A 21,938-nucleotide genomic window follows, 5' to 3' on the forward strand; every position below is an offset into this window, starting at 1 on the left:
ATGAACAAACGGAAAATAGCAAGAGACCTGGGAGTATTTGTTATTTGCCTGGCAGTAGCCAGTTGCAGGATCCCCCAGCTCTCGACACGGGAAGAAAACAGATCGGTTCCCGGATCCTTTGATCAGGCGCAGGATACAACCAATATGTCATCTGTTCAGTGGAGGGAATTCTTTAAAGATAAAAACCTGGCCGACCTGATAGATACCGCTTTGAAGAATAACCAGGAGTTGATGATCACTTTGCAGGAAATAGAGATTGCAAGGAACGATATCAAAAACCGGCAGGGAGCATTGCTGCCTTCCGTGGGAGCCAGGGTTGGCGCAGGCCTGGAGAAAGTAGGAAGATACACCAGCCAGGGCGCCGGCGATGCATCTACAGAGATCACGCCGGGCAAAGAAGTGCCTGATCCACTGGCCGACTTTACCATTGCGGCCTATGCGAACTGGGAAGCTGATATCTGGAAAAAATTGAGGAACTCCAAGAAGGCGGCGATCTCGAGATATCTTTCTACGGTAGAAGGGAAAAACTTTGTGATCACTAACCTGATCGGAGAAGTAGCGAATTCATACTATGAGCTGCTGGCTTTAGACAACCAGTTGGTGATCGTAAAACAGAGTATTGAACTGCAGCAAAACGCCCTCGAGATCGTAAAGATCCAGAAGGAAGCCACTAAAGCTACAGAGCTGGCCGTACAGAAATTCCAGGCGGAAGTATTGAAATCACAGAGCCTGGAGTTTGATATCAGGCAACAGATAAAAGAAACAGAGAACAGGATCAATTTCCTGTTGGGAAGGTTCCCGCAGGAGATCCCGAGAGATAAAAGCAATTTCCTGCAACTGCTGCCGGAAATGGTGAATACGGGTATTCCTTCGCAGTTGCTGGCTAACAGGCCTGATATCAAGAAGGCGGAATTGGAATTGCAGGCAGCGAAGCTGGATGTTAAAGTAGCGAAAGCGGAGTTTTACCCATCGCTCGGTATTACTGCCGGCGTAGGCTTCCAGGCATTCAAGCCGTCGTACCTGTTCCGGTTCCCTGAGTCGCTGCTCTACTCTATTGCCGGCGACCTTGCTAGTCCGCTGATCAACCGCAATGCCATCAAGGCAGAATTCAGGAATGCGAACGCCCGCCAGTTGCAGGCCATCTATAATTACGAACGCACTATCCTGAACGCCTACCTGGAAGTAAGTACACAACTTTCGAATATCAATAACCTGGCAAAGAGTTACGACCTGAAATCGAAACAGGTGGATGCGCTGAACAGGTCTATCAGTATTGCGAATGACCTATTCATGTCGGCAAGGGCTGATTATTTCGAGGTATTAATGACCCAGCGCGATGCGCTGGACTCCAAGCTGGAGCTGATAAAGACGAAGAAAGAGCAGTTGAATGCCGTAGTGAATATTTACCGGGAGTTGGGTGGCGGATGGAAATAATTTGTTGATAGGTTTTAGTTGAAAGGAAGGAGAGAGTTTTTCTCTCCTTTTCTTTTTTAGCAAAATCCGGTAAAAAAAATAATTTTGTACTATTCATTACAATATCTACCTTTGACATGGAAACTTAATAATTATGGCAGGTCGTCCAAAAATCTTTGATGAAAATGTGGTGGTTGAAAAGGCAACGAGCGTCTTTTTGGATAAATGTTACGATGCAACCTCCGCTGATGAGCTTTTAGCAGCCATGGGCATCGGGAAAGGCAGTTTTTACCTGGCTTTCCAGGGAGGGAAACAGGAATTGTATCAACGCTCCCTGCAACAGTTTTCAGACAGGTTTAGCGGGAAACTGGAAACGGCTATTGCGAATGCGCCTAATGGCATTGATGTAATAAAAAGTTATTTCTATGCCATTGCTGAAGGCAATAAAGCTACGAAATACAGGGGTTGCTACCTGGGCAATGCTTTGGTGCAATTATCGGAAAAAGACAATAGTACCAGGGAAATTGCCGCCAGGCTGCTGGGCAGGTTACAGGAGATCTTTACTGCCGCTGTGAGGAAAGCACAGGCAGCAGGACAATTAAAGACAACGGCAGATCCGGAACTAATCGGGTTGCATCTCTGCAATTTCTGGAATGGCATACATGTAACCAAAAGAATGGGAAAATCTCCAAAGGCTTTGCGGGCATTGGTCGATTTAAATCTTCAAATTTTATCATAAATTTTTTTTGTCAAATTTTGTACTAATTAGTACAGAATAAAATTTAAAAACAATGAACATTCAAAACAAAACCATACTTATTACCGGCGGCGGTTCCGGTATTGGGTTAGAAATTGCCAGGTTGTTAAGCGCCCAAAACAACAAAGTAGTTCTGGTGGGCAGAAACGCAGACAGGATCGCCGCGGCAGCCGATGCCATTCCGAATGCACATTTCATACAGGCGGATGTAACCAAAGAAGCGGATGTAGAGAAGCTGGTTCAGATACTGGAAGACCAGTATAAGGATCTGAGTGTGCTGATCAACAATGCCGGTGCTGCATCGTATTACCGGTTGAACGATACAACCAACGCTTATTCCAATGCAGCCGCAGAGATCAGCGCCAATTACCTCGCTCCTATCAGGCTTACAGAAAAGCTGTTGCCTTTATTGAAACAACAACCGGAAGCAGCGATCGTGAATGTTTCCTCCATCGTGGCGTTTGTACCGAATATTACGATACCAACCTATTCGGCCAGTAAAGCTGCCTTACATGCTTATACGCAGGCATTGAGATTATCGCTCGGTGATCAGTCAACGATTAAGGTGTTTGAATTAATGCCGCCATTGGTAAACACCGATTTCTCCGAAGCAATAGGCGGTAAAGAAAGAGGCATACCGCCTGTGGAAGTAGCCCAGGCGTTGCTGGACGCCTTCCGGGATAACAACTACGAGATACATGTAGGACAGACTGCACAACTGCGGCAGTTCTTTTTCTCTTCGCCCGCCGAAGCGTTGCATGCTTTCAATAACAGGTGAACAGACGCCCCGGGACTGCTTGTTTACCAGGTAGTTCCGGGATCTTTTATACTTTTGATCTGCCCTGAAACTATTCTAGCTTTAATTTTCTCCCGCCGAATTGTTTTACTCCCCGTAATTTGCACCCTCGTTTGATTTCAGAAAACCTGCAATCGTAAACGCCAGATCATTTGTTAAACTAAAGTACTGTGAAAAAATTTTTGCTATTAACCGCGGCCTGTATTGCCAGCTTATGTTCTTATTCCCAAAGTTTTATGCATGGTGTTGGTATGGTAGTGATGGTAGATAAAATGCCATTCAGGGATGCCACCTCCTCTTTCGGATTTACTTATTCTCCGCGCCTGAATTTCCTGGAGAATGGAAACACGTCATTATCAGTAGGCCTTCCGCTGAGCGCCGCATTAGGCGGAAGCTACAATGTTCATTACGGATCTTACTACGAAGAAGAAGGCAATATCCGGTATTCGTTCAATGCACCGGTTATAGTGAATTTCAACTATGGCAAAGGCGCTACCCGGAACGCCGATAAACGCCTGGGATTCTTTGTTGGCGGAGGCTATGCTTATTATTATTCAGGCCAAACAGAGTTTTATTCCGATGATGAAAGCGCTGAATTCAACTACCATCGCGGTTCCGGCACCACTGGTCCTGTTGGTAATGCCGGTATGCGTATCGGGGTAGGACGCCGTACCCATAATATTGAGATTAAATTCAGCTATATGAAAGGACTGGGCGATTTCAGGCCGGATGTTTACACATTTGCAACATTGTTCAATTTCTAACCTGGCAACCTTGCCAGCATAAAAGGGCCGACCAGCGATGGACGGCCCTTTCCGTTTTCATAAGGCGTTAATCAAAAAACTATTTCCGGTTACCTGGCTGTACTTCCCTGTTCTATTTTTGTTAACTGTGCCAATGTGTATGCACCAATCGCCATCACCAGATCCCTTACCGCCACATCAAAATAATGCCCGCCCAATATTAGCTGAAGCGCGATGCAGATTAGCCAGGCCATTACAATATAAGCGCCGATGAGCGGCCTTACAAGTACGATCAACCCCGCTATGATCTCAATCACTCCAACCACTTTCATAAATACCAGCGGATCAAAAGGGATCAGTGCCTTATTTAAATAATCCACCCAATTGGTTAGCAAATTGGTGAATTTGTCGAGCCCCGCCACGATCGGCACAATACCGAACGTTAGCTTTAAGGTTTGCTGAAGTTGCTTGATACTGGACATAATTATTGGTTTTATATACATTAGAGCATCTCCGGCGCAAATGGTTACAAAATATTTTAAACTCTTTTTTTTCAAAATTCTGTAACCTTTTAAGCATCATTTCATCTATTGAATAAGCAAGCGCAGATGACAATGATTCCTATAACCGATGATACGCTTATTACCAGCATTTTAGCCGGCGAAAAGCGCCTATATGAGCAATTGATCCGTAAATACAGCCAGCGGCTGTATCGTATAGGAATGTCAGTTATAGATGATGAAAGTGAAACCAGGGCAGTTATGCAGGCAACATTTATTACGGCCTTTGAACAGCTGCCCAGGTTGGAGCAGCGCTCCTCTTTCGGCTCCTGGCTGGTAAAGATGATGCTGGATCAATGCTATGAAAAGCAGAGGCAAAATACGCCGGCGCAAACTCACAACGATGACTACAACCTGATAAACATGAATACAGTAGTAAACGAATCGGCCAATAAAGACCTGGGAAATGCCCTCCAGCAGGCGATTGAAAACCTGCCGGACAAGTACCGCCTCGTTTTTGTATTAAGGGCAATTGAAGACCTGTCTGTACGTGACACCTGCAGCATTCTGAATATTGAAGAATCTAATCTTAAAATTCGCCTTAACCGCGCTAAACTCCTGCTGCGGAAAGACCTGGCTCCTTACATAAAGAATTATGTTTACAACTTCCATCTTTCCAAATGCGACAATATGGTAAATGCTGTATTCGACCGGTTAGGGATCTCAAAATAATTTTAACTCCACTATTGTTTCCAATCCCCGTTAAACGGGAACCGGCTTTTAACAACGGATGTGACTGCCAGGTACAGTCATTTTACCGGATAACAGATGTCTCCATGTCACCGAATCCCGACGCTGATAAATGATAACAGGTTGACTACATTTCTTTTTAGTCAACCTGTTTCTTTTAAAAAGAAGTTTGTTTCTTCTAATGGAGGATCTTATGACCTTATCCAGGCTAACAGATCCTTGTTGATAGTTTCTGCTTCGGTAGTAGGCATGCCATGAGGGAAACCGGGATAAGAAATGAGTTTACCGTTTTTCAGGAAGTTCATTGCATTTGCCCCGATGTTGTAAGGAACGATCTGGTCATCTTCGCCATGCATTACCAGTACGGGGATATCAACGCTTTTCAGGTCTTCCCTGAAATCTGTTTCTGAGAATGCTTTCACACATTCGTAATGCGCGTTGATGGCCCCCATCATACCTTGTCTCCACCAATTATCGCGGATGCCCTGCGATACTTTCGCCCCTTCCCTGTTAAACCCGTAAAAAGGAAGGGTAATATCCTGGTAGAACTGGGAACGGTGTTTCGCGGTATTATTGCGGATATCGTCGAACACGGCGATAGGAACGCCATCGGGGTTGCTCTCATTTTGTACCATGATTGGTGTTACTGCGCTGATCAATACTGCCCTGGCCACCCTGCCTTTGCCATATTTTGCGGTATAACGGATCACTTCTCCTCCACCGGTTGAGTGACCAACGTGTATGGCGTCTTTCAGGTCCAACGCATTAGTCAGCTCTGCAACATCAGCTGCATAAGTATCCATATTATGACCGGTAGGCGATTGACTTGATCTTCCATGCCCTCTCCTGTCGTGGGCAATTACCCTGAAACCCTGCTGCAGGAAAAACATCAGCTGGGCATCCCAATCATCAGCGGATAGCGGCCAGCCATGGTGAAATACGATTGGTTGACCAGTTCCCCAATCCTTGTAATAAATTTCAGTTCCGTCTTTTACTTTGATCTTACTCATTGGTTTCGATTTATGTTATTGGTTATTAATAATCAGCCCTATCCTGTCATATGGTTATAGCCCGGGCTATGGGAATGGAATGTTGCGGTAAAAAAATCAGCCTTCGGATAGGTAACACGATTCAGGCGAATCTTGTTCGTCTGTTTTCCAATAAAGTGTAAAGGCGCTTAAGTATTACAACCAATAATACGATATAGCGACGGGTTATGGAGATTAACTATGGGTTAAATCTATGGGCAGGAAATAATGATCACCTAGTCGCCAAGACAGCAATATCCTTCACTTCCACCGTTGTGCTGTGATACCCGCTTACAGACACATTGATCATGGCTTTTCCTACCTGTTCCAGCGTCAGCACATAACGGGGAGCCAGGAGTTTCACTATAGGATAAATGGCTGCCAGTAAGGTATAGCCGCCTTTTACATTTTTAGCTCCTTTGGTCGGCTTCATAAAAGCAGGTCGGAAATTATATACAGCCTTAAACGGCAGTTTAACGAGAGCGTTCTCCGTTTTACCTTTAACCCTTGCCCACATCAGCCTGCCTTTTTCTGTACTGTCGGTACCCGCGCCGGATACATAACAAAAGGTCATACCCGGATTGGCTGCGGCCAGCTGTTTCGCAAAATTCAGTGTAAGCGTATAGGTAAGCGCGTAGTAAGCCTCTTCTTTCAGGCCGATAGAAGAGACGCCTGCACAAAAGTAGCAGGCGTCGTATCCCGTTAGTTTATCTATCACGGAAGAAATATCGTTAAAGTCCCTGTGCAACAGCTCCGTTACCTTCGGATCAGAAACGCCCGATGGTTTCCTGTTAACCAGCAGGATCTTCCCTACCTGTTCATTTTTTATACATTCCTGCAACACTCCTTCACCAACCATTCCTGTTGCTCCAGTGATAATTACGTTTAGTTTCATCTTAGTCTGCGTTTAGTTTTTCTTCTTCCAGGTCTATTTTGTGCAGGAACTTGCGTATGATCTCTTCATCGATACGCTGTTCATTTTTATTCTTTTGTATAAGATGTTGTCGCTGCCTGTTCAACACGGCGATGTATATAGCTTTAATATGCCCGGACACCGCTCCTGTTTCCTCGGCATTTAACTGGTTTTCCCAGTACGTGGAAAGCTTCTTCAATACATGGCTGTTTTCCAGTTCCGCCTGGTGATTAGCGGCCAGGTAGTTCAGGGATTCGGTTGCCAGTTCTTCACGCAACAATTTCTCTGTTTCCTCTTCCGGCATATGATCGTCGAATGCGGGTAGTTTTATTTTACGGATAATGATTGGTAATGTTAAGCCCTGAACCACCAGGGTAAGAAGGATAACCACGAAAGTGATATATAATATCAGGTTCCTGTGAGGAAAGGGCGCTCCGCCTTCGATGGTTAGGGGGATAGACAAAGCCGCTGCCAGGGATACCACCCCCCGCATGCCTGTCCACCCAAGGATAAACGGAGCCCGGGTGCCGGGATTATTATCGGCCACTGTAATAAAGTAACTGGCTATACGTGTAACGATTACGGCTCCGTAACCTGCCAGCATTCTGCCTACGATCAGCACCGCCGTGATCAGCAAGCCATAACCTGTAGCTTCGTAGAAGCCTATACCTTCAGATTTCAGGCTGGAAGTGATTTCCGGCAGGTCTAACCCTATCAGCATAAACACCAGCCCGTTCAGGAGGAATACAACACTTTGCCAGACGTTCTCCCCCCGCAACCGCGACGAGCCGCTCAGGAACCGGTGGCGCTGGTTGGAGAGATAAAGCCCGCCGCTCACCACTGCCAGAACACCGGAGGCATGCACTTCTTCTGCCACCATATACATGGCATATGGCGTTACAAGACTGAGGATAATATCCATATTCACATCCGTAGGCAGCCATTTATGCGCTTTCAGGAATACAAATCCCACAGCCAGTCCAATAGCTACCCCTCCTACTACCATCCATACAAAACTTAACGCTGCCTGGTGCATTACAAACTGCCCGGTAGATACGGCTATTGCTGCGAAGCGGAATATAATAAGCGAGGAAGCGTCGTTCAGCAGGCTTTCTCCTTCCAGGATAGACGACATTCGTTTAGGTACTTTCACAAATTTCAGGATGGCGCTGGCGCTCACCGCATCAGGAGGCGATACGATCCCTCCCAGCAGGAAACCAAGGGCCAGGGAAAACCCGGGGATAAACGAGTTGGCTACCAGTGCAACGGAAATGGCTGTAAGGAACACTACTACAAACGCGAAACTGCCGATGATCCTTCTCCAATGCCAAAGCTCTTTCCAGGAGTTAGCCCAGGCGGCTTCGTACAATAATGGCGGAAGAAAAATAATGAATATCAGTTCGGGATCGATCTTCAGGACAGGGATACCGGGGATAAAACTCAGCAGCAGGCCTGCCAATACCAGCAGCACGGGATATGCTACTTTGATCTTGTTACCCAGCATTATCAGCAAAACGATCAGCACTATCAGGGCTAAATAAAACGGAAAGTGATCAAGCATATTTGGTCTTAATTATTATAGAACGGGGAGAGCCGGTCGCAATCCTTTACAGTACACCACCGGCCCTCACAATCAGTTAACTCTCGAACGTTCCGGAAATTTACAGCTTTTTCTGAAAAAGGAGCTGATGCAATTGGAAGACCAAATAATACTTCCTGGCGCCTATTTTCTTTTTGAAATAAAATCGTCGTTCATTCCCTTTCCTTGCAGGATATAAGGAATGTACTTTTCAATTCTTGCAGTACGGGTTTTGGATTGTTTGGGTTGGGAGAAATAAAAGATATATGCATTCTGGCGGCCAGGAGTTAGCGCCTGGAATGAAGTTTTCAGTTTTGTGTTCTTGCTGAACGCCGACCGCAATTCCTCAGGTATGGGCAGGGCTTCTTTCTTTACATCTGCCTTAATGCCAGCTTCCTCCGCTTCGATAGCCTCGTAGATATATGCTTTAATAACAGGGGCCAGCTTTGTGATCGTTTTGGCATCTGTGAATCTCATTTGCCGGCCAACCACAGTATTTTGGCCGGTTTTTACCAGTACGCCTTCCGGATCACTCAACAGGTATCCTTTAAAGAACAACAGGGCGCAATAGTCTTTAAACCCCTGGATGATAACAATGTTTTTGCCATGGTGAGAATAACAGGGCTTGCCCCATTTCAATTCCTCTGTGAGGTCGCAACTGAGAAGGATCTTTCTCAGTTTTTCCATTTCATCATGCCAGTTGGTGGCACGGCTGAGGAAACTATCGATTTTCGGGTTCATGTTATTTCAGTTTATTCATTACTTCCTGTATCCTGTCATGCGCCATGCTGAGTCCTTTGGCAAAAGGCAGTTGCAGCATTTGATTACGGCGGCCTATGGATTCGTAAATAATGTGCATGGTTAGCTTGCTGGTATCGTCTGTCAGCCTTTCGAAGTCCAATATTTCCAGCTGTACTCCAAACGCTGCATTCTCCATTTCAAAAGTTCTTACGATCTTCCGGTTAGGACTGAATTCATGAAAAACGCCATTGGCGCGGAAGACCACGTTCCCTTTAGGGTCCTTTGTTTCGAACTGCCAGCTGCCGTGCTTTTTGCTTTCATGTTTCACCACGTTGGTACTCATCCATTGTCCAACAATTTCCGGATCTTCATATGCTTTAAAGAGCAGTTCTACAGGCAGGTCGAATTCCCTTGTAATAACAAGGTCCTGTTTTTGGTCTTCAGCGTTCACTTTGGTTTTCAATTCCATATTTTATGCTTGATTGTTCTTGTATTTTTTCATGATCTCTTCCAGCTTGTTGAACCTGTCGTCCCAGAACTGGCGGAATGGCTCTATGAAATCGGCAATCTCCTTCATTTTGTTTGGATTTAAGTGGTAATAGATCTCTCTTCCATTCTGCTGCTGGTTCAACAACTCGCATTCCGTAAGGATCTGCAGGTGTTTGGATACAGTGGGCCTGGCGGTATCGAAGTTGGAAGCGATGGCGCCTGCCGTCATGGCCTGCGAAGCAACCAATAACAGGATGGCCCTGCGGGTAGGGTCTGCTATGGCCTGGAATACATCTCTTCTTAAGTTCATTGCGTAGCTATTTGACTACAAATTTATAGGTAGTTATTTAACTACACAAATTTATTTTCAGGAAGATGGAAATCGTTGGCATCTCCAAAGAATCATTATTTTTACCCGATGAACACTGTTTTCCCTGCTACTTACTCTACCCTGTGCCCTGAGGCTCTCGCAATATTAATCACTGAAAAATATGGGTTTGATTCGACATGCCGGCTCCTGGTGCGGGGAGTTGGAGACACTTACCTTGTCGAGGCACCTGGTGCGCGGTTCATACTAAGGATTTACCGCCGCTCTCACCGCTCCTTTTCCAATATCCGGGCAGAAGTAGAATTATTGCAGGCGTTGAAGCAGGAAAATATAGCCGTAGCTGATCCCATCCCTGACAACAACGGGAACCTGATCCAGGCTATCCAGGCCATTGAAGGGGAGCGACATGCTGTTCTTTTCCGTTATGCCGAAGGACAGGCGCTCAAAGTACTGAATGAAAACCAGCTATTGAATTTCGGCCGGGAAATGGCCCGCTTTCACAACGTGTCTTCAACTGTTGTTATAGGGGGAGAAAGATGGAAGCTGGACAACGACAGCATGTTCATCAAACCTCTGCAAATGCTGGAACCTTTCTTTGCGGAAGATCCGGAAGGCTTTAACTGGCTTAAACAAGCTGCAGGTAAGGCGATGAACGAGCTATCCGGGTTGCCGGCAGGCGCATTTTCTTCCGGCTATTGCCATTTCGATTTCCTCCCGAAGAACGTGCATTTCAAAGGCGATGCTGTAACGTTCTTTGATTTCGATTTCATGGGCTATGGATGGTTGGTGAACGACCTGATGTCGTTCCGGCAACATTTTATATTGGATGTTTATTTAGGAAGAACAACAAAAGAAGCAGCGAATAAGGATTTTGCTACCTTTCTCCGCGGTTATAGAGAACACCGGGAAATAAGCGATGCAGCACTCGAGGCTATCCCCTATCTTGGTCTTGGGTTTTGGCTTTTCTATATGGGATTCCATACTACCCATGACCAGTTCTACGCCTTTATACAACCAGGACATCTGAGTACTTTGATACGGTTATTTCAGCACATCACGGCAACATACTGGCCGGTTGCCGTTCCATGATCACGGTAAGGGCTATATTTACCCTTCCCGGAAACGCCGTTAGGTACTACAGCCGAATTTAAATACCTTTAGTACAGTTTGATACACCTCACTATTAAAAATTATTATGATCATTCTAGCTAAGATCTTTATCGCCCTTGTTGCCATTGAGCATATTTTTATTTTATGGATGGAAATGTTTGCATGGGAAACTGTAGGTAAAAAGGTTTTCAAAACTTTGCCGGCGGAGTTGTTTAAACCTACCAGGGCATTAGCTGCCAACCAGGGACTCTATAATGGCTTCCTGGCGGCAGGGCTTATCTGGAGTTTTTTTATTTCTTCTCCGGAATGGCAACGCAATATTGCCTTGTTCTTTCTTGGCTGTGTTATCGTGGCGGGGATTTATGGTGCGGCCACAGCGTCCAAAAGGATTTTTGTAACTCAAGCAGGTCCGGCGATCGTAGCGTTTGTGTTGGTTTTACTTGCTTATTAGGTATTAAATTATTCGATCAATGAAACCTATACTTATTCTATTTCTATCCTGCTTTTTTACAGTGGCAGTCTGGGGCCAGAACCAATTACCTAACACGAATATTGACGAGATTACGGATATTGGAAAAGCATTGTATAGAAGCGAAATGACATCCTGGTTGGGGACAGATGCATTCATGGCCAATTTTAAAAGTCTTCGTGCAAAAACAGGAGGATACTTCTCCTATGAAAAAGACAGCATGCTGCATTGTATCTTCTATTCAAAAGATAGTATCAGCAAGGTGCTATGTGTAATTTCTTTCGATCGCAACTTCAGCTCCAATGTTTCACAGCTAGACCAGATAGAACGGCCATTTACAACTGAAGAACAGGACTATTACGAACTTCGCAAGGCCACACAAAAAGCATTGTTGACCGACACAATTTTCAAGTTTTATGAAAATACTAACCCCAATATCGTTCCGTTAATCAGGAACGGTGTAAAATCAGTATATGTATTAACGGGTCCTAAATCTGACAATGTAGTCATAATAGGCAATGACTATCTTTTATCTTTTAACCAACACAACGAACTACAGGGCATTAAAAAGCTACACAAAAACATTATCCCTATCAGCTACACCAACAGCGATTCTGCATCTGTAACTATGCATAGCCACCTTCCGGAAACAGGCGACTATATTACGCCAACAGATATCTGCACACTAATGCTCTACGAAAAAGCCGCAAAATGGGAGCAGCATATCGTAATGTCTAAAAACCATGTAACCATCTGGGATTGTAAAAATAACCGGGCAGCCGCCCTAACCCGGGAAGCATGGGAAAAGATACAAAAGAACTATTAACAACGATCTCCAGACTTCTGTCTTTATTATCCGGTTCATATACTACAGTCAAAAATATAAGAAACTGCTCCATGTTACATTTCTAAAATGGCACTTTTTATGTTGACTGCTTTCAGTGTCTACAAAAATTTTAACTTAACAACATAATAAATTTTACCTGTAAGCCCCGTTTGCAGGTATGTCAAACGCAAAATCATCTATTATGGAAAACTTCAAAACAACAGTACAGGCATTCAACAACCTGGTCCATGAATTTAAGTTTGCAGAAGCCCTTGATAAGTACTATGATGATGATGTGGTATCCCAGGACAACACCAACGAACCTACCAAAGGCCTTGCAAACCTGCGTAAAGCAGTAGATAGTTTTGTTGCCAGTTCTGGTATCGAAAAGATTGAATTATTAAACTCGATTGCCGAAGATGATCTCTCTGTCGCTCACTGGCATTATGTGTTCACCCATCCCAAAGTGGGCAAACTGGATTACAAACAAATATCCGTTCAACGCTGGAAGAACGGGAAGATCATCCAGGAAAACCACTTCTATAACTTAGGGTTTTAACTCACCAGTTAATTGTCACCTGCTGATTGCCTGCAATCCGGTAAACTGCATGGCCATCGTCGGTAACATTACTGATCAATGTAACCGGCTCCCCATTCAATGTAAAACGGAAAGCAGGCAATGGTCTTCCATTATTCCTTATCATTACCAGGGTGCAGTACATCCTTTCATCTCCTTTCACCCTGAAGTCTGCCTGTTTATCCTTGTAGCAAAAATCTGCTATCGGATAATCCACATACAACATAAAATCCTCACCCGGCAATTTGAAGTAGTGACGAGGCACAATACAAAACGCATTCCCCGCGCCATATACTTCCTGCCCTACTTCCCCGCATTTTTCCCAGCCGTCGTGCAGGTCTTCCAACGCCACCCAGAGATCCGGGTCCACTTCCCCTGTTTTAGTGTCTTCGTGCAGCATTTCCCGTGGCAACATAGGCGGACAGTAGAAGCAGGCCCTGTCGATCAGGTACCGGATAAATTCTGCGGCCAGCAGCCGGATAGAAGGCAATACTGGTTCTTCATCTCCCAGCGCCAGGTATTCGTGTAAGGAACAGAACACTTCATGCTCCTCGTAAACGGCCGTGTAAGGCGCGTCGTTCAGCGGAAACTGGGAAAAGAACGATGGAAAATGCTTTCCATACCCGTAGTTGCAATCCCACAACCTGACATTCCGGAAAACATTGGCCAGGCAAAGGAAACTCAGATCCAGGTATTTGCGGTTGTGCGTGATCTTCCAAAGCCTGAGCAATGCTTTGGCTGCAAATGCAGTGTTATTGGCCTGGTAAAAAAGATCAAAGCCAAGGCCTTCCAGCGTATCGGCAGCCTTGCAGGCTTCATCCAGGTATTGTTGCTCTTTTGTTATCTCCCAGGCCTGCAACATAACCTGGGCATATAATCCTGCCACATCTTTCTCTCCTCCTTTACCAGGCTTTGTTTCCTCTTTTACCACTTCCAGGGTATCCATCTTATAAAAAACAGGCCATTTGTAATTAAAGTGATGGGCAACGTTGATAGCAAACTGTATGGAGTCGAGAAATAGTTTCCTCGCCTGTTCGTCTCCTATTAATGCCAACCTGGAAAGATTTAACAAAGGATGATGCAGATACCAGGCATCCATTACCATTGGCTGCTTCTGCTCTTCTTCTCCATCCAGGATATCTTTGGCGGCAGGCAGCCAGCGCATGACGGTTTTAATATCTGGGTTGTAAAACTCCGGCAATCCTTCTTTTACCTGTTCAATAACCGGTAAGTCCTGTTTACTCCATTCCCTGTATTCAACAAGCGGAAGCAACACGGCCAGTTGCACCATTATTTCGGGCGGGGTTTTGTAATCACACAGGTAAGCATTCAGGTAAACCCGGCCTTTCACTTGCGTCCAGCAGCCATGCTTCTGCAGGTCGGCCAGGCTTTTCTCCAGTATATCCGGCCACTGCCTGTAATGAGTATCAGGCTTCGGCAAATGAAGATAGGCTGCAGCCAGCAGGTCCAGGAACTGCCGGGTGATCGCTGCTTCGTTATTTGCAGCTTTCTCATCAAATGCCACAAAAGCATCATTAATGGTAACAGGTTGCCCGGCTGGTAAAGGATGGTCGAACGACACCGGAAGCGCCAATCCCAACTCCGGCCATTCGCCTCCTACCACTTCCGCTGCACTGGTATGTGTGATCTCATTATAATCAGCAAGCGCAGTGAGGTTTTGCAGGTACAGTACTCCTCCCTCGCAAGGCTGGTCAAATGTAAGGTAAAGCAAGCCTGAACGGGTTCCTTTCTGTTTTACCTGTACAGTTCCTTCGGGGTATGCTGTTGTTCCGTTTTTTGCCGGTATTACGATATCACGCGGCCAGAATGGTATGGTTACATCAAATCCCGGGGTCAATATCGTTTGATAATGCAATACGGGGTATCCGCCTTCCATAAATTTAATTTCTACTTTCATCTCTCCTACCAATGTCCGTACCTGCAAGGAGAGACCTGCCGGCGTCTGCGCTGATGACAGCACATCCAGGCTGCAATCGGCACAGAAGGCCGCCCTGAACAACATTGTAGCGCAGGACGACCAGCTGACAGAGATCCAGACCGCATCCGGTGTTGCGTGAACCCGGAAGGTATGCTTTCCAATTAATCGTTCATAAATAAATGGTACGGATGTATTGGCAAACGTGCTACAGGCTGTGGCGGCCCAGGGTGATATCGCTTTCATAACTTTATCTGTTAATTTTCCACTTACATGCTGAAGAAGTATAGCCAATAATCCAGGGCATCAGAAAATCATGCCACCGGTTTCAGGGTTATTTAAAGATCAATGCGCAGGTTATCAGATCATCTGCAAATGCGGCCGTATCTTCATTTCCACCACATCGCAACGGGTTGGCTGACTGAGCGCATACAATATTGCTGCTGCGATATCGTCCGCTTTCAGCATTTTTAATTCATCTATCTGTTGCTCCTGTTCCTCAGGTGGGATAGGCTGCATATCTGTACCAACGGCCCCTGGCTCGATCAACGTCACTTTAATACCGAGTTCATTCACTTCCTTGCGCAGGCTTTCAGAGAATCCCTGGATCGCGGATTTGGTAGCCACATATACCGAGCTGTCCTTTTCCCTTACATCTGCGCTCATTGATCCAACCTGGATGATATGTCCTCTCCTATGCACCTGCATCCGGCTGATGGCTTGCCGGGCGCAGCTCATATATCCCAGCAGGTTGATGTTGACCACCTTCTGCCAATCTTCTCTTGACTCGCTCATCAATCCATTATAGGCTATTGCAGCATTGTTGATCAGGATGTCCAGCTTGTTAAAGTGATTATCTACCACTTTAAAAACTTCTTCTATCCCTTCTTCTGTTCCCAGATCGGCATTCACCGGATATACATCTGCAGATGGGGCTTCCTGTTGCAGCGATACCATGGTATCTTCAAGGTGTCGGGGATCCTGCCCGACAATGATCAACCGGGCGCCCTGCTTCGCCAGCAAATGCGCGGTTGCCCTGCCAATACCAGCGCTGCCGCCGGTTAATAAAATAGATTTCCCTTCCATGCTCGTTGGGAGGTAATTCAGTAAAGAAACGGACGTGCTCATAAGACTTTTGTTAATGGTTAAATGGAAAAATCAGGTTTTCACAACAGGTGTGACGCCAAGAATTGTACCACGCAATACGTATACCGTTGAACGTTAGCCTGCTGAAAACGGCTGCCTGTGCTTACTCCAGGGACATCAACAAAAAAGCACATCCACAGATGTGCCTTTTATAAATTCTCATAACGCTTGTAAAATCCCGCCGGCGTGCCATTTGCCGCTGCTATCTTCTTTTCTTTACAAAGCTGCTCCGGACAATTTCATAAGTATACAATGGCAGGGCCCATCCCATCCAGAACAGGGGAACCGTTACCGCCTCGAAGCTCCCCAGTTGCTGCACATAAGGTATTTTATAAACATACCCCGAAATGAGGAAGGCAACCGTTACCAGGTAACTTCTTATCATCCATTCCTTGTGCAGCTTAAATTGTTTTTTTACCGCAGTATACCATGCTATAAAACTTGAGCTGATCCATACGCTGGCCCATACCTGCAGGGTAAATGCGTAAGCCCAATTGACCATATAAGCAGTTGTTGAGGCCAGTACAAGGGCCGAAAGACTGCTAACCAAAATAGCCAGCAGGTACACATATCCTATATACCGGTGCAGCTTCATGCTGTACTGGCGTAATTTAGGCCAGAACTGAACCAGCCCGGTGACCAGCGCGCCTCCGCCGGCGGTAATATGCGCTACCAGGAACCAACGCTGATCATAGTATTTTCCCAATGCTTCCGGCGTCATCTGCAAATAATGATCTGCCCCATGCATGAACAACCAGGTCAGTATGCCTACCGAAATCCATATCAGCAAAGGTAAGAGATCACGAAACCCAAGGTCCAGCCGGTCTTTTGCTTTTAATTCGTTTTGTATTTCCATCCTTAAATTCATTTAATACAACAACAAATATCACAGGAAGAAAAAACCAGGACAATAACCGAAAAAAGATTCGGTATGTCCCCGCTTCACGCTAATAAGAAGAATAACTAACTTTAGGAAGAATATTGAAGATATGTACACAAAGAAAATACAGGAAGACCTGGACTGCGGGATGGTGCTTACCATGAAGGTACTGGGCGGCAAATGGAAATGCTGCATACTGGATGCTATTCATAAAGGCATGAACCGTCCCAGCGCTATTGCCAGGTATATACCCGAAGCATCTCAACGGGTCATTGAAATGCAACTGGCAGAACTGCTCTTCTTTGGCGCGATAGAAAAATGCCCTGAAACTACGCCTGTTTATCCTAAAAGAACAGAATACCGCCTGACCAGCCTGGGTGAAAGCCTCTTGCCCCTTGTTGCCTATATAGATGAATGGGGACTTAAAAATGCCGGTGTTATTAAGGCCAGGCTCAATGAGCTGGAAGATTGCGCGCCCGTTTCCCTATAACAGGCTAGTCGTTCCGCAGGCTTTTAACAGGATTCATAGTGGCCGCTTTTATAGACTGCAGGCCGATGGTGCATACTGCCACAGCGACCAGTAACAAACCCGTTACAGCAAATGCCCACCAGGGAATGTTAACCCGGTATGCGAAATCCTGCAGCCAGGTGTTCATCGCCCACCATGCCAGCGGCGTTGCAATCACAATCGCAACGATCACCAGCTTCACAAAGTCGCGGGTCAGCAACTGCACAATACCCCCTACGCTGGAACCAAGTACTTTCCGGATACCTATTTCGCGGGTACGGCGGGATACATTGTAAGCTGTTAATCCCATCAGTCCAAGGCAGGTAATAAAAAGGGTAAATATTGAAAAAACATTCACAATCTTACCCAGCGTCGCGTCTGCCTGGTATTGCTGGTTAAAGGTATCGTTAAGGAAGAAATATTCGAAGGGGTGAACAGGAAAACGGGCATGCCACTTCTCTTCCATGGCAGACAAAGTATTCCTGAAGTCCTGACCGGTTATTTTCATCACGAAGTAACGACCGTCATTTCCCGCGTTGTAATGTATCATTGGCAGCAACGCTTCTTTCAGTCCCCGCTGGTGGAAGTTCTTTATCACTCCAACTACCACCGGATGTTCTCCGTAAAAATTCAACCGCTGACCAATGGCCGCATCGGGGCTGCTGAAGCCCAGCCGCTTGCTGGCTTCTTCGTTAATGATCACCGCATTCATATAGTTGGCCGGTCCGGTAAAATTGCTGCCAGCCGCCATTTCCATATCCAGGGTTTTAACAAAGCTGGTATCTATCCCATATACGTAATAGTTATAGCTGGAATTCCTGGTATCTCCCATCCTGGTTACACTGGAAGTGGTGGAAAGATTATCTAAACCTAATCCCGGCACACAACCGGCTACAGATACTTTGCTGATGCCGGCCAGCTGTTGCAGGTCGTTTCTGAACGCCGCCACGGAAGTACTGTCGTTCTGCAGATCGGGCGTTCTCAATACCAATACCTGGTTGATATCCATGCCCAGGCTTTGCCGGCGCATAAAAGACAATTGCCGGTATACGATAAGAGAGGCGATGAGCACTACGGAAGCAACGGTGAATTGTCCTACTACCAACATTTTTCTCAAGCCACCTCCTTGCCGGTTGCCGGTGAAACTGCGACTCAACGCGCTGAGCGCTTGAGTTGACGACAGCGCATAAGCGGGATAAACACCCGATAACAAGGCATTAAGCACAAATAAACCGCCGCAGATCAGCCAGAAGGAAGGCGATGTAAAAATACCTGCGGTAGCGGCCTTGCCAACCAAACTGGCATAGAAAGGCAACGATAATTGCACCAGTAACAACGCAAGCAGGAAAGCCAGGAAATTTACGATAAGGGCTTCTGTAAGGAATTGAAGGATCAGCGTCCAACGGGTTGCTCCGAGTATCTTTTTGATGCTGGATTCTTTCATCCGTTCGCCCGACCTGGCGGTAGTAAGATTTACATAGTTTATGATCCCTACCAGGAGTACCAGGAAGGCCACTATTTCAAGGAATTTAACGGTTTTAGCGTCGCCGTTCACTTCAGGCTCAAATGTTTTCCTGGAATATAAATGAATATCCCTGATCGGTTCTGCACTGTAAACATTGGTCTTCAACCTGGGCACCGTTTTACAGATCGCAGCCAGCCTGGCGTTGAAAGCGGCAAGATCGGTTCCCGGTTGCATCTCCAGGTAAGTAAAATTATTATTGCCGTTCCAGCTGCTCAGATCATACCCTCCTGCCTCTAAAAAACGGAGGGTAACCAGGAGATTGTATTTAAGATGGGTATTGCCTGGCAGATCTTCTACCACTCCCGAAACGGTAACAGTTCTGCCCAGCAATTTCAGTGTTTGGCCAACCGGATCGGCGTCTCCGAAGTATTTACGGGCGGCGGAAGCAGTAAGCACGGCATCCATAGGGCCTTTCAGCGCTTTTGAAGAATCGCCTGCTATAAATTTCCTGTTGAAGATAGAAAACATAGAGGGATCTACTGCGTAGATGCCGGTTTCGAGAAATGCCTTTTGTTGTGCTGTACTTACCTCGCATTGTTCGATACGCTGTACACGCACATAATCTTTTACTTCAGGCAACTGCGCTTTCAGCAATGGGGCCAGCGGAGGGTGGGTCTCGCAATCCGTGGTTACATAGGTATTGTCTTTATACAGGTTTAACGTTACCCTGTAAATATTGTCAGCCTTCTTATAGATCTTTTCATAGCTGCGTTCGAATTGCACATAGTGAATGATCAACAGGAATGCCGCTATAGCCACGGCCAGTCCAACAACATTCAGCAACGTATAAACACGGTCTTTGCGCAGGTTACGTACTGCAAGTTTCAGGTCTTGAAGGTTCATTGTATAAAATTAGATAGATAGCCGGAAAAAAGCAGGCTTTATGCCAACTATCTATCTAATTCATTTTCAATCTATCTACCATCTCCTTTATGTCCATAAACGGACAGGAATGTCCGGAATCAGGTCCTGATCTCCCTTCTCATAAAAAGAAAATAAGCTAATGCAAAGCAGGCTGTTGTTGCCGCCAGCAATCCTGTTACCTGTGGCCATACGATCATCAGGCTTTCTTTCAGTGGCAAAGGTGCAGGGATGGCGCCGGCCATTTGCTCCATTGTTAACGGGCCAAGACTTCTTACAGAAGGCATCAGCAAGGTAGTGGCGGCATCGGTGTACAACTGGCTGGGAGCTACCCTGAGCAAGGAAAGCACCAGGTTATTGTAAGCAATAATGCTATCCTGCTGCAGGTAGGCCGGATCGGGAAGTATGGCGTTCATGATCATGTTTACGATGATCTGGTAGAAGATGGTAAAGAAGAGCCATATGCCGATAGCGGTAAGCGCAGATGTAGCCGCATGCCTGAATTTCACCGACAGGGTAATGGCCAGGCTTAGCCAGAAACCAACGTAGATGACGCTTAACACCGCGAAGGCCAGTATCCTGAATAGTTCAGACGCTTCCAGCGGCGCACCGGTAATGATCATTCCCCCGCCTATCATCAGCAATACCAGGCTAAAGAAAAGCGTACCTATCACTTTCAGCGCTGCATAAAACTTAGCCAGCAGCAGGTTATCGCGGTACACCGGCTGGGCCATCAGGCGAATAAGCGTTCCATTGTTCTTTTCTGCATTTATTGCATCAAAGCCCAGGGCAATGCCCAGCAAGGGGCCCAGGAAACTTATAAATATATGAAAGGTAGGCAGCGTATTATCTGAAGTGGTCAGCAATTTCAGGTAAACGAAGATACGGTCGGGATCATTGAGATTGGTGGCCGCCTTCCTGATATTGCTCAACGAAACGTACATAGCCCCGATAAAAGTAAGCAGGATCAATACCAGCATTATAATAAACCGCCAGCTCCTGATGTGGTCTCCCACTTCCTTGCGGACCATTACCCGGAAAGGACTGGCAGGTGCATGTTGCCTGAAAAAAGGATTGAAAGCGATTAGTGACTTCATCATTGAACATGTTTTTTGGCATTATTCTCAAAAAAGCGCTGGTAAATTTCATCCAAGCCATATTCTTTTTTCTGTACACCGGTGACGTTTAAACCTTTGTGAACAAAGAAACGGACAATATCGGGAGTAATGTCCTGGCTGCACGATAATTCTACGCCATATTCGCTGGTTGCGGCCTTGTTGACATGCTCCAGTTGCTGCAACTCCTGTTGCAATGCCTGGGCGTTTGCCAGGGGCTCCCTGACCGTAACCTGGATCACATACGATTCTTTGCCGAAGAGGTTTCCCGACAGGGTATCTATGTTACCCTCCATCAGCAGCTGTCCTTCTACGAATATGCCTACACGGTCGCAGATCTGTTGCATCTGGTGCAGGTGATGCGATGATAATAAAACGGTGAGCCCTTGTTGCCGGCTCAACTGGCGGATCAGCACCAGGAATTCTTTTATCCCGGCAGGGTCTATACCCAGGGTAGGCTCGTCCAGTATCATCACTTCCGGTTCCCGGATCAGGAGATCTGCCAGCGCCAGGCGCTGTTTCATACCACGAGAATAGGCGCCTGTTTTCTTATACAGTTCATCGCCCAGGCCAACCAGTTCCATTGTTTCCCGCGCCTTTACCGCTATCTTTTCTTCCGGGATGCCCGACAAACGGCCTATATACATCAGGTTTTCCAGGGCCGTCATGTTATCATAAAACCCTACGTTATCCGGCATGTAACCCACTTTCCTTTTCACGGCGATGGGATTATTGGTAGCGTTGATACCACATACCAGGGCTTCGCCGGAAGTAGGTTCCGACAAGCCCAGCATCATCAGGATAGTAGTGGTTTTACCGGCGCCATTAGGACCCAGCAAACCAAATATTTCTCCTTTATTTATTTTAAGGGATAGATTTTCGACAGCTTTCTTTGATCCGTAATGTTTCGATAGCCCGTTCAGTTGAATGATTGGATTTTCCATAACG

At 46.1% G+C, this 21,938-nt stretch carries 23 protein-coding genes; 10 read left to right on the forward strand and 13 right to left on the reverse strand.

Features of this window, described 5'->3' with window-relative positions:
* From BLV62_RS14345 to BLV62_RS14360, 4 genes are all read left to right on the forward strand, one after another.
* Window positions 1-1,434 carry a TolC family protein gene (locus tag BLV62_RS14345; RefSeq protein ID WP_089762650.1) on the forward strand — a complete coding sequence of 478 codons (1,434 nt, stop codon included), beginning with the start codon at window positions 1-3 and terminating at the stop codon, window positions 1,432-1,434.
* 133 nt (window positions 1,435-1,567) lie between these two features.
* Window positions 1,568-2,152, forward strand: a complete 585-nt coding sequence (locus BLV62_RS14350) for a TetR/AcrR family transcriptional regulator (RefSeq protein WP_089762651.1) — start codon at window positions 1,568-1,570, stop codon at window positions 2,150-2,152.
* Window positions 2,153-2,204: 52 nt separating this feature from the next.
* Window positions 2,205-2,948: an SDR family oxidoreductase gene (locus BLV62_RS14355; protein ID WP_089762652.1), complete on the forward strand. Its 744-nt coding sequence runs from the start codon at window positions 2,205-2,207 to the stop codon at window positions 2,946-2,948.
* Between the two features lie 188 nt (window positions 2,949-3,136).
* A complete protein-coding gene (locus tag BLV62_RS14360) occupies window positions 3,137-3,730 on the forward strand; it encodes a hypothetical protein (RefSeq protein WP_139170171.1) in 594 nt (197 codons plus the stop codon).
* Between the two features lie 89 nt (window positions 3,731-3,819).
* Here BLV62_RS14360 and BLV62_RS14365 read toward each other — a convergent pair whose 3' ends face one another.
* Window positions 3,820-4,191 carry a hypothetical protein gene (locus BLV62_RS14365; RefSeq protein ID WP_089762750.1) on the reverse strand — a complete coding sequence of 124 codons (372 nt, stop codon included), beginning with the start codon at window positions 4,189-4,191 and terminating at the stop codon, window positions 3,820-3,822.
* Between the two features lie 132 nt (window positions 4,192-4,323).
* Between BLV62_RS14365 and BLV62_RS14370 the strand changes: the two genes are divergently transcribed.
* Window positions 4,324-4,941 carry a sigma-70 family RNA polymerase sigma factor gene (locus BLV62_RS14370; RefSeq protein WP_211118328.1) on the forward strand — a complete coding sequence of 206 codons (618 nt, stop codon included), beginning with the start codon at window positions 4,324-4,326 and terminating at the stop codon, window positions 4,939-4,941.
* A gap of 209 nt (window positions 4,942-5,150) precedes the next feature.
* Here BLV62_RS14370 and BLV62_RS14375 read toward each other — a convergent pair whose 3' ends face one another.
* From BLV62_RS14375 to BLV62_RS14400, 6 genes are all read right to left on the reverse strand, one after another.
* Complete coding sequence (locus tag BLV62_RS14375; RefSeq protein ID WP_089762655.1) at window positions 5,151-5,969, reverse strand: alpha/beta fold hydrolase; 819 nt, start codon at window positions 5,967-5,969, stop codon at window positions 5,151-5,153.
* A 250-nt stretch (window positions 5,970-6,219) separates the two neighbouring features.
* Complete coding sequence (locus BLV62_RS14380; protein WP_089762656.1) at window positions 6,220-6,882, reverse strand: NAD-dependent epimerase/dehydratase family protein; 663 nt, start codon at window positions 6,880-6,882, stop codon at window positions 6,220-6,222.
* Between the two features lies 1 nt (window position 6,883).
* Window positions 6,884-8,461, reverse strand: a complete 1,578-nt coding sequence (locus BLV62_RS14385) for a Na+/H+ antiporter (RefSeq protein WP_089762657.1) — start codon at window positions 8,459-8,461, stop codon at window positions 6,884-6,886.
* Window positions 8,462-8,623: 162 nt separating this feature from the next.
* Window positions 8,624-9,220 (reverse strand): YdeI/OmpD-associated family protein, encoded by a 597-nt coding sequence (locus BLV62_RS14390; RefSeq protein ID WP_089762658.1) that lies wholly within the window; start codon window positions 9,218-9,220, stop codon window positions 8,624-8,626.
* A 1-nt stretch (window position 9,221) separates the two neighbouring features.
* A complete protein-coding gene (locus tag BLV62_RS14395; protein ID WP_089762659.1) occupies window positions 9,222-9,689 on the reverse strand; it encodes an SRPBCC domain-containing protein in 468 nt (155 codons plus the stop codon).
* 3 nt (window positions 9,690-9,692) lie between these two features.
* A complete protein-coding gene (locus BLV62_RS14400) occupies window positions 9,693-10,019 on the reverse strand; it encodes an ArsR/SmtB family transcription factor (protein ID WP_089762660.1) in 327 nt (108 codons plus the stop codon).
* A 108-nt stretch (window positions 10,020-10,127) separates the two neighbouring features.
* Here BLV62_RS14400 and BLV62_RS14405 point away from each other — a divergent pair, with 108 nt between their 5' ends.
* The 4 genes from BLV62_RS14405 (at window position 10,128) to BLV62_RS14420 (ending at window position 13,001) form a co-directional block, all read left to right on the forward strand.
* Entirely contained in the window at window positions 10,128-11,126 is a 999-nt protein-coding gene (locus BLV62_RS14405) for a phosphotransferase enzyme family protein (RefSeq protein WP_089762661.1), read from the forward strand.
* A gap of 106 nt (window positions 11,127-11,232) precedes the next feature.
* Window positions 11,233-11,598 (forward strand): DUF1304 domain-containing protein, encoded by a 366-nt coding sequence (locus BLV62_RS14410; RefSeq protein WP_089762662.1) that lies wholly within the window; start codon window positions 11,233-11,235, stop codon window positions 11,596-11,598.
* Window positions 11,599-11,617: 19 nt separating this feature from the next.
* Complete coding sequence (locus tag BLV62_RS14415; protein ID WP_139170173.1) at window positions 11,618-12,442, forward strand: hypothetical protein; 825 nt, start codon at window positions 11,618-11,620, stop codon at window positions 12,440-12,442.
* 202 nt (window positions 12,443-12,644) lie between these two features.
* Complete coding sequence (locus BLV62_RS14420) at window positions 12,645-13,001, forward strand: nuclear transport factor 2 family protein (RefSeq protein WP_168927853.1); 357 nt, start codon at window positions 12,645-12,647, stop codon at window positions 12,999-13,001.
* A 1-nt stretch (window position 13,002) separates the two neighbouring features.
* Here BLV62_RS14420 and BLV62_RS14425 read toward each other — a convergent pair whose 3' ends face one another.
* The 3 genes from BLV62_RS14425 to BLV62_RS14435 all read right to left on the reverse strand — a co-directional run bounded on the left by BLV62_RS14425 (window position 13,003) and on the right by BLV62_RS14435 (window position 16,957).
* Entirely contained in the window at window positions 13,003-15,201 is a 2,199-nt protein-coding gene (locus tag BLV62_RS14425; RefSeq protein WP_089762751.1) for a hypothetical protein, read from the reverse strand.
* 114 nt (window positions 15,202-15,315) lie between these two features.
* Window positions 15,316-16,083 carry an SDR family oxidoreductase gene (locus tag BLV62_RS14430; protein WP_089762665.1) on the reverse strand — a complete coding sequence of 256 codons (768 nt, stop codon included), beginning with the start codon at window positions 16,081-16,083 and terminating at the stop codon, window positions 15,316-15,318.
* A gap of 220 nt (window positions 16,084-16,303) precedes the next feature.
* Complete coding sequence (locus BLV62_RS14435; RefSeq protein WP_089762666.1) at window positions 16,304-16,957, reverse strand: DUF2306 domain-containing protein; 654 nt, start codon at window positions 16,955-16,957, stop codon at window positions 16,304-16,306.
* Between the two features lie 133 nt (window positions 16,958-17,090).
* Here BLV62_RS14435 and BLV62_RS14440 point away from each other — a divergent pair, with 133 nt between their 5' ends.
* A complete protein-coding gene (locus BLV62_RS14440; RefSeq protein ID WP_089762667.1) occupies window positions 17,091-17,471 on the forward strand; it encodes a winged helix-turn-helix transcriptional regulator in 381 nt (126 codons plus the stop codon).
* A gap of 4 nt (window positions 17,472-17,475) precedes the next feature.
* Here BLV62_RS14440 and BLV62_RS14445 read toward each other — a convergent pair whose 3' ends face one another.
* The 3 genes from BLV62_RS14445 to BLV62_RS14455 all read right to left on the reverse strand — a co-directional run bounded on the left by BLV62_RS14445 (window position 17,476) and on the right by BLV62_RS14455 (window position 21,934).
* Window positions 17,476-19,857 carry an ABC transporter permease gene (locus BLV62_RS14445; protein WP_089762668.1) on the reverse strand — a complete coding sequence of 794 codons (2,382 nt, stop codon included), beginning with the start codon at window positions 19,855-19,857 and terminating at the stop codon, window positions 17,476-17,478.
* 119 nt (window positions 19,858-19,976) lie between these two features.
* Window positions 19,977-20,975 (reverse strand): ABC transporter permease, encoded by a 999-nt coding sequence (locus BLV62_RS14450; RefSeq protein WP_225889588.1) that lies wholly within the window; start codon window positions 20,973-20,975, stop codon window positions 19,977-19,979.
* Entirely contained in the window at window positions 20,972-21,934 is a 963-nt protein-coding gene (locus BLV62_RS14455) for an ABC transporter ATP-binding protein (protein WP_089762669.1), read from the reverse strand. The genes BLV62_RS14450 and BLV62_RS14455 overlap by 4 nt, the downstream gene beginning before the upstream one ends.
* Between the last annotated feature and the right edge of the window lie 4 nt (window positions 21,935-21,938).

It is taken from the genome of Chitinophaga terrae (ex Kim and Jung 2007) (genome assembly GCF_900107795.1).
GTDB classification, from domain to species: domain Bacteria; phylum Bacteroidota; class Bacteroidia; order Chitinophagales; family Chitinophagaceae; genus Chitinophaga; species Chitinophaga terrae.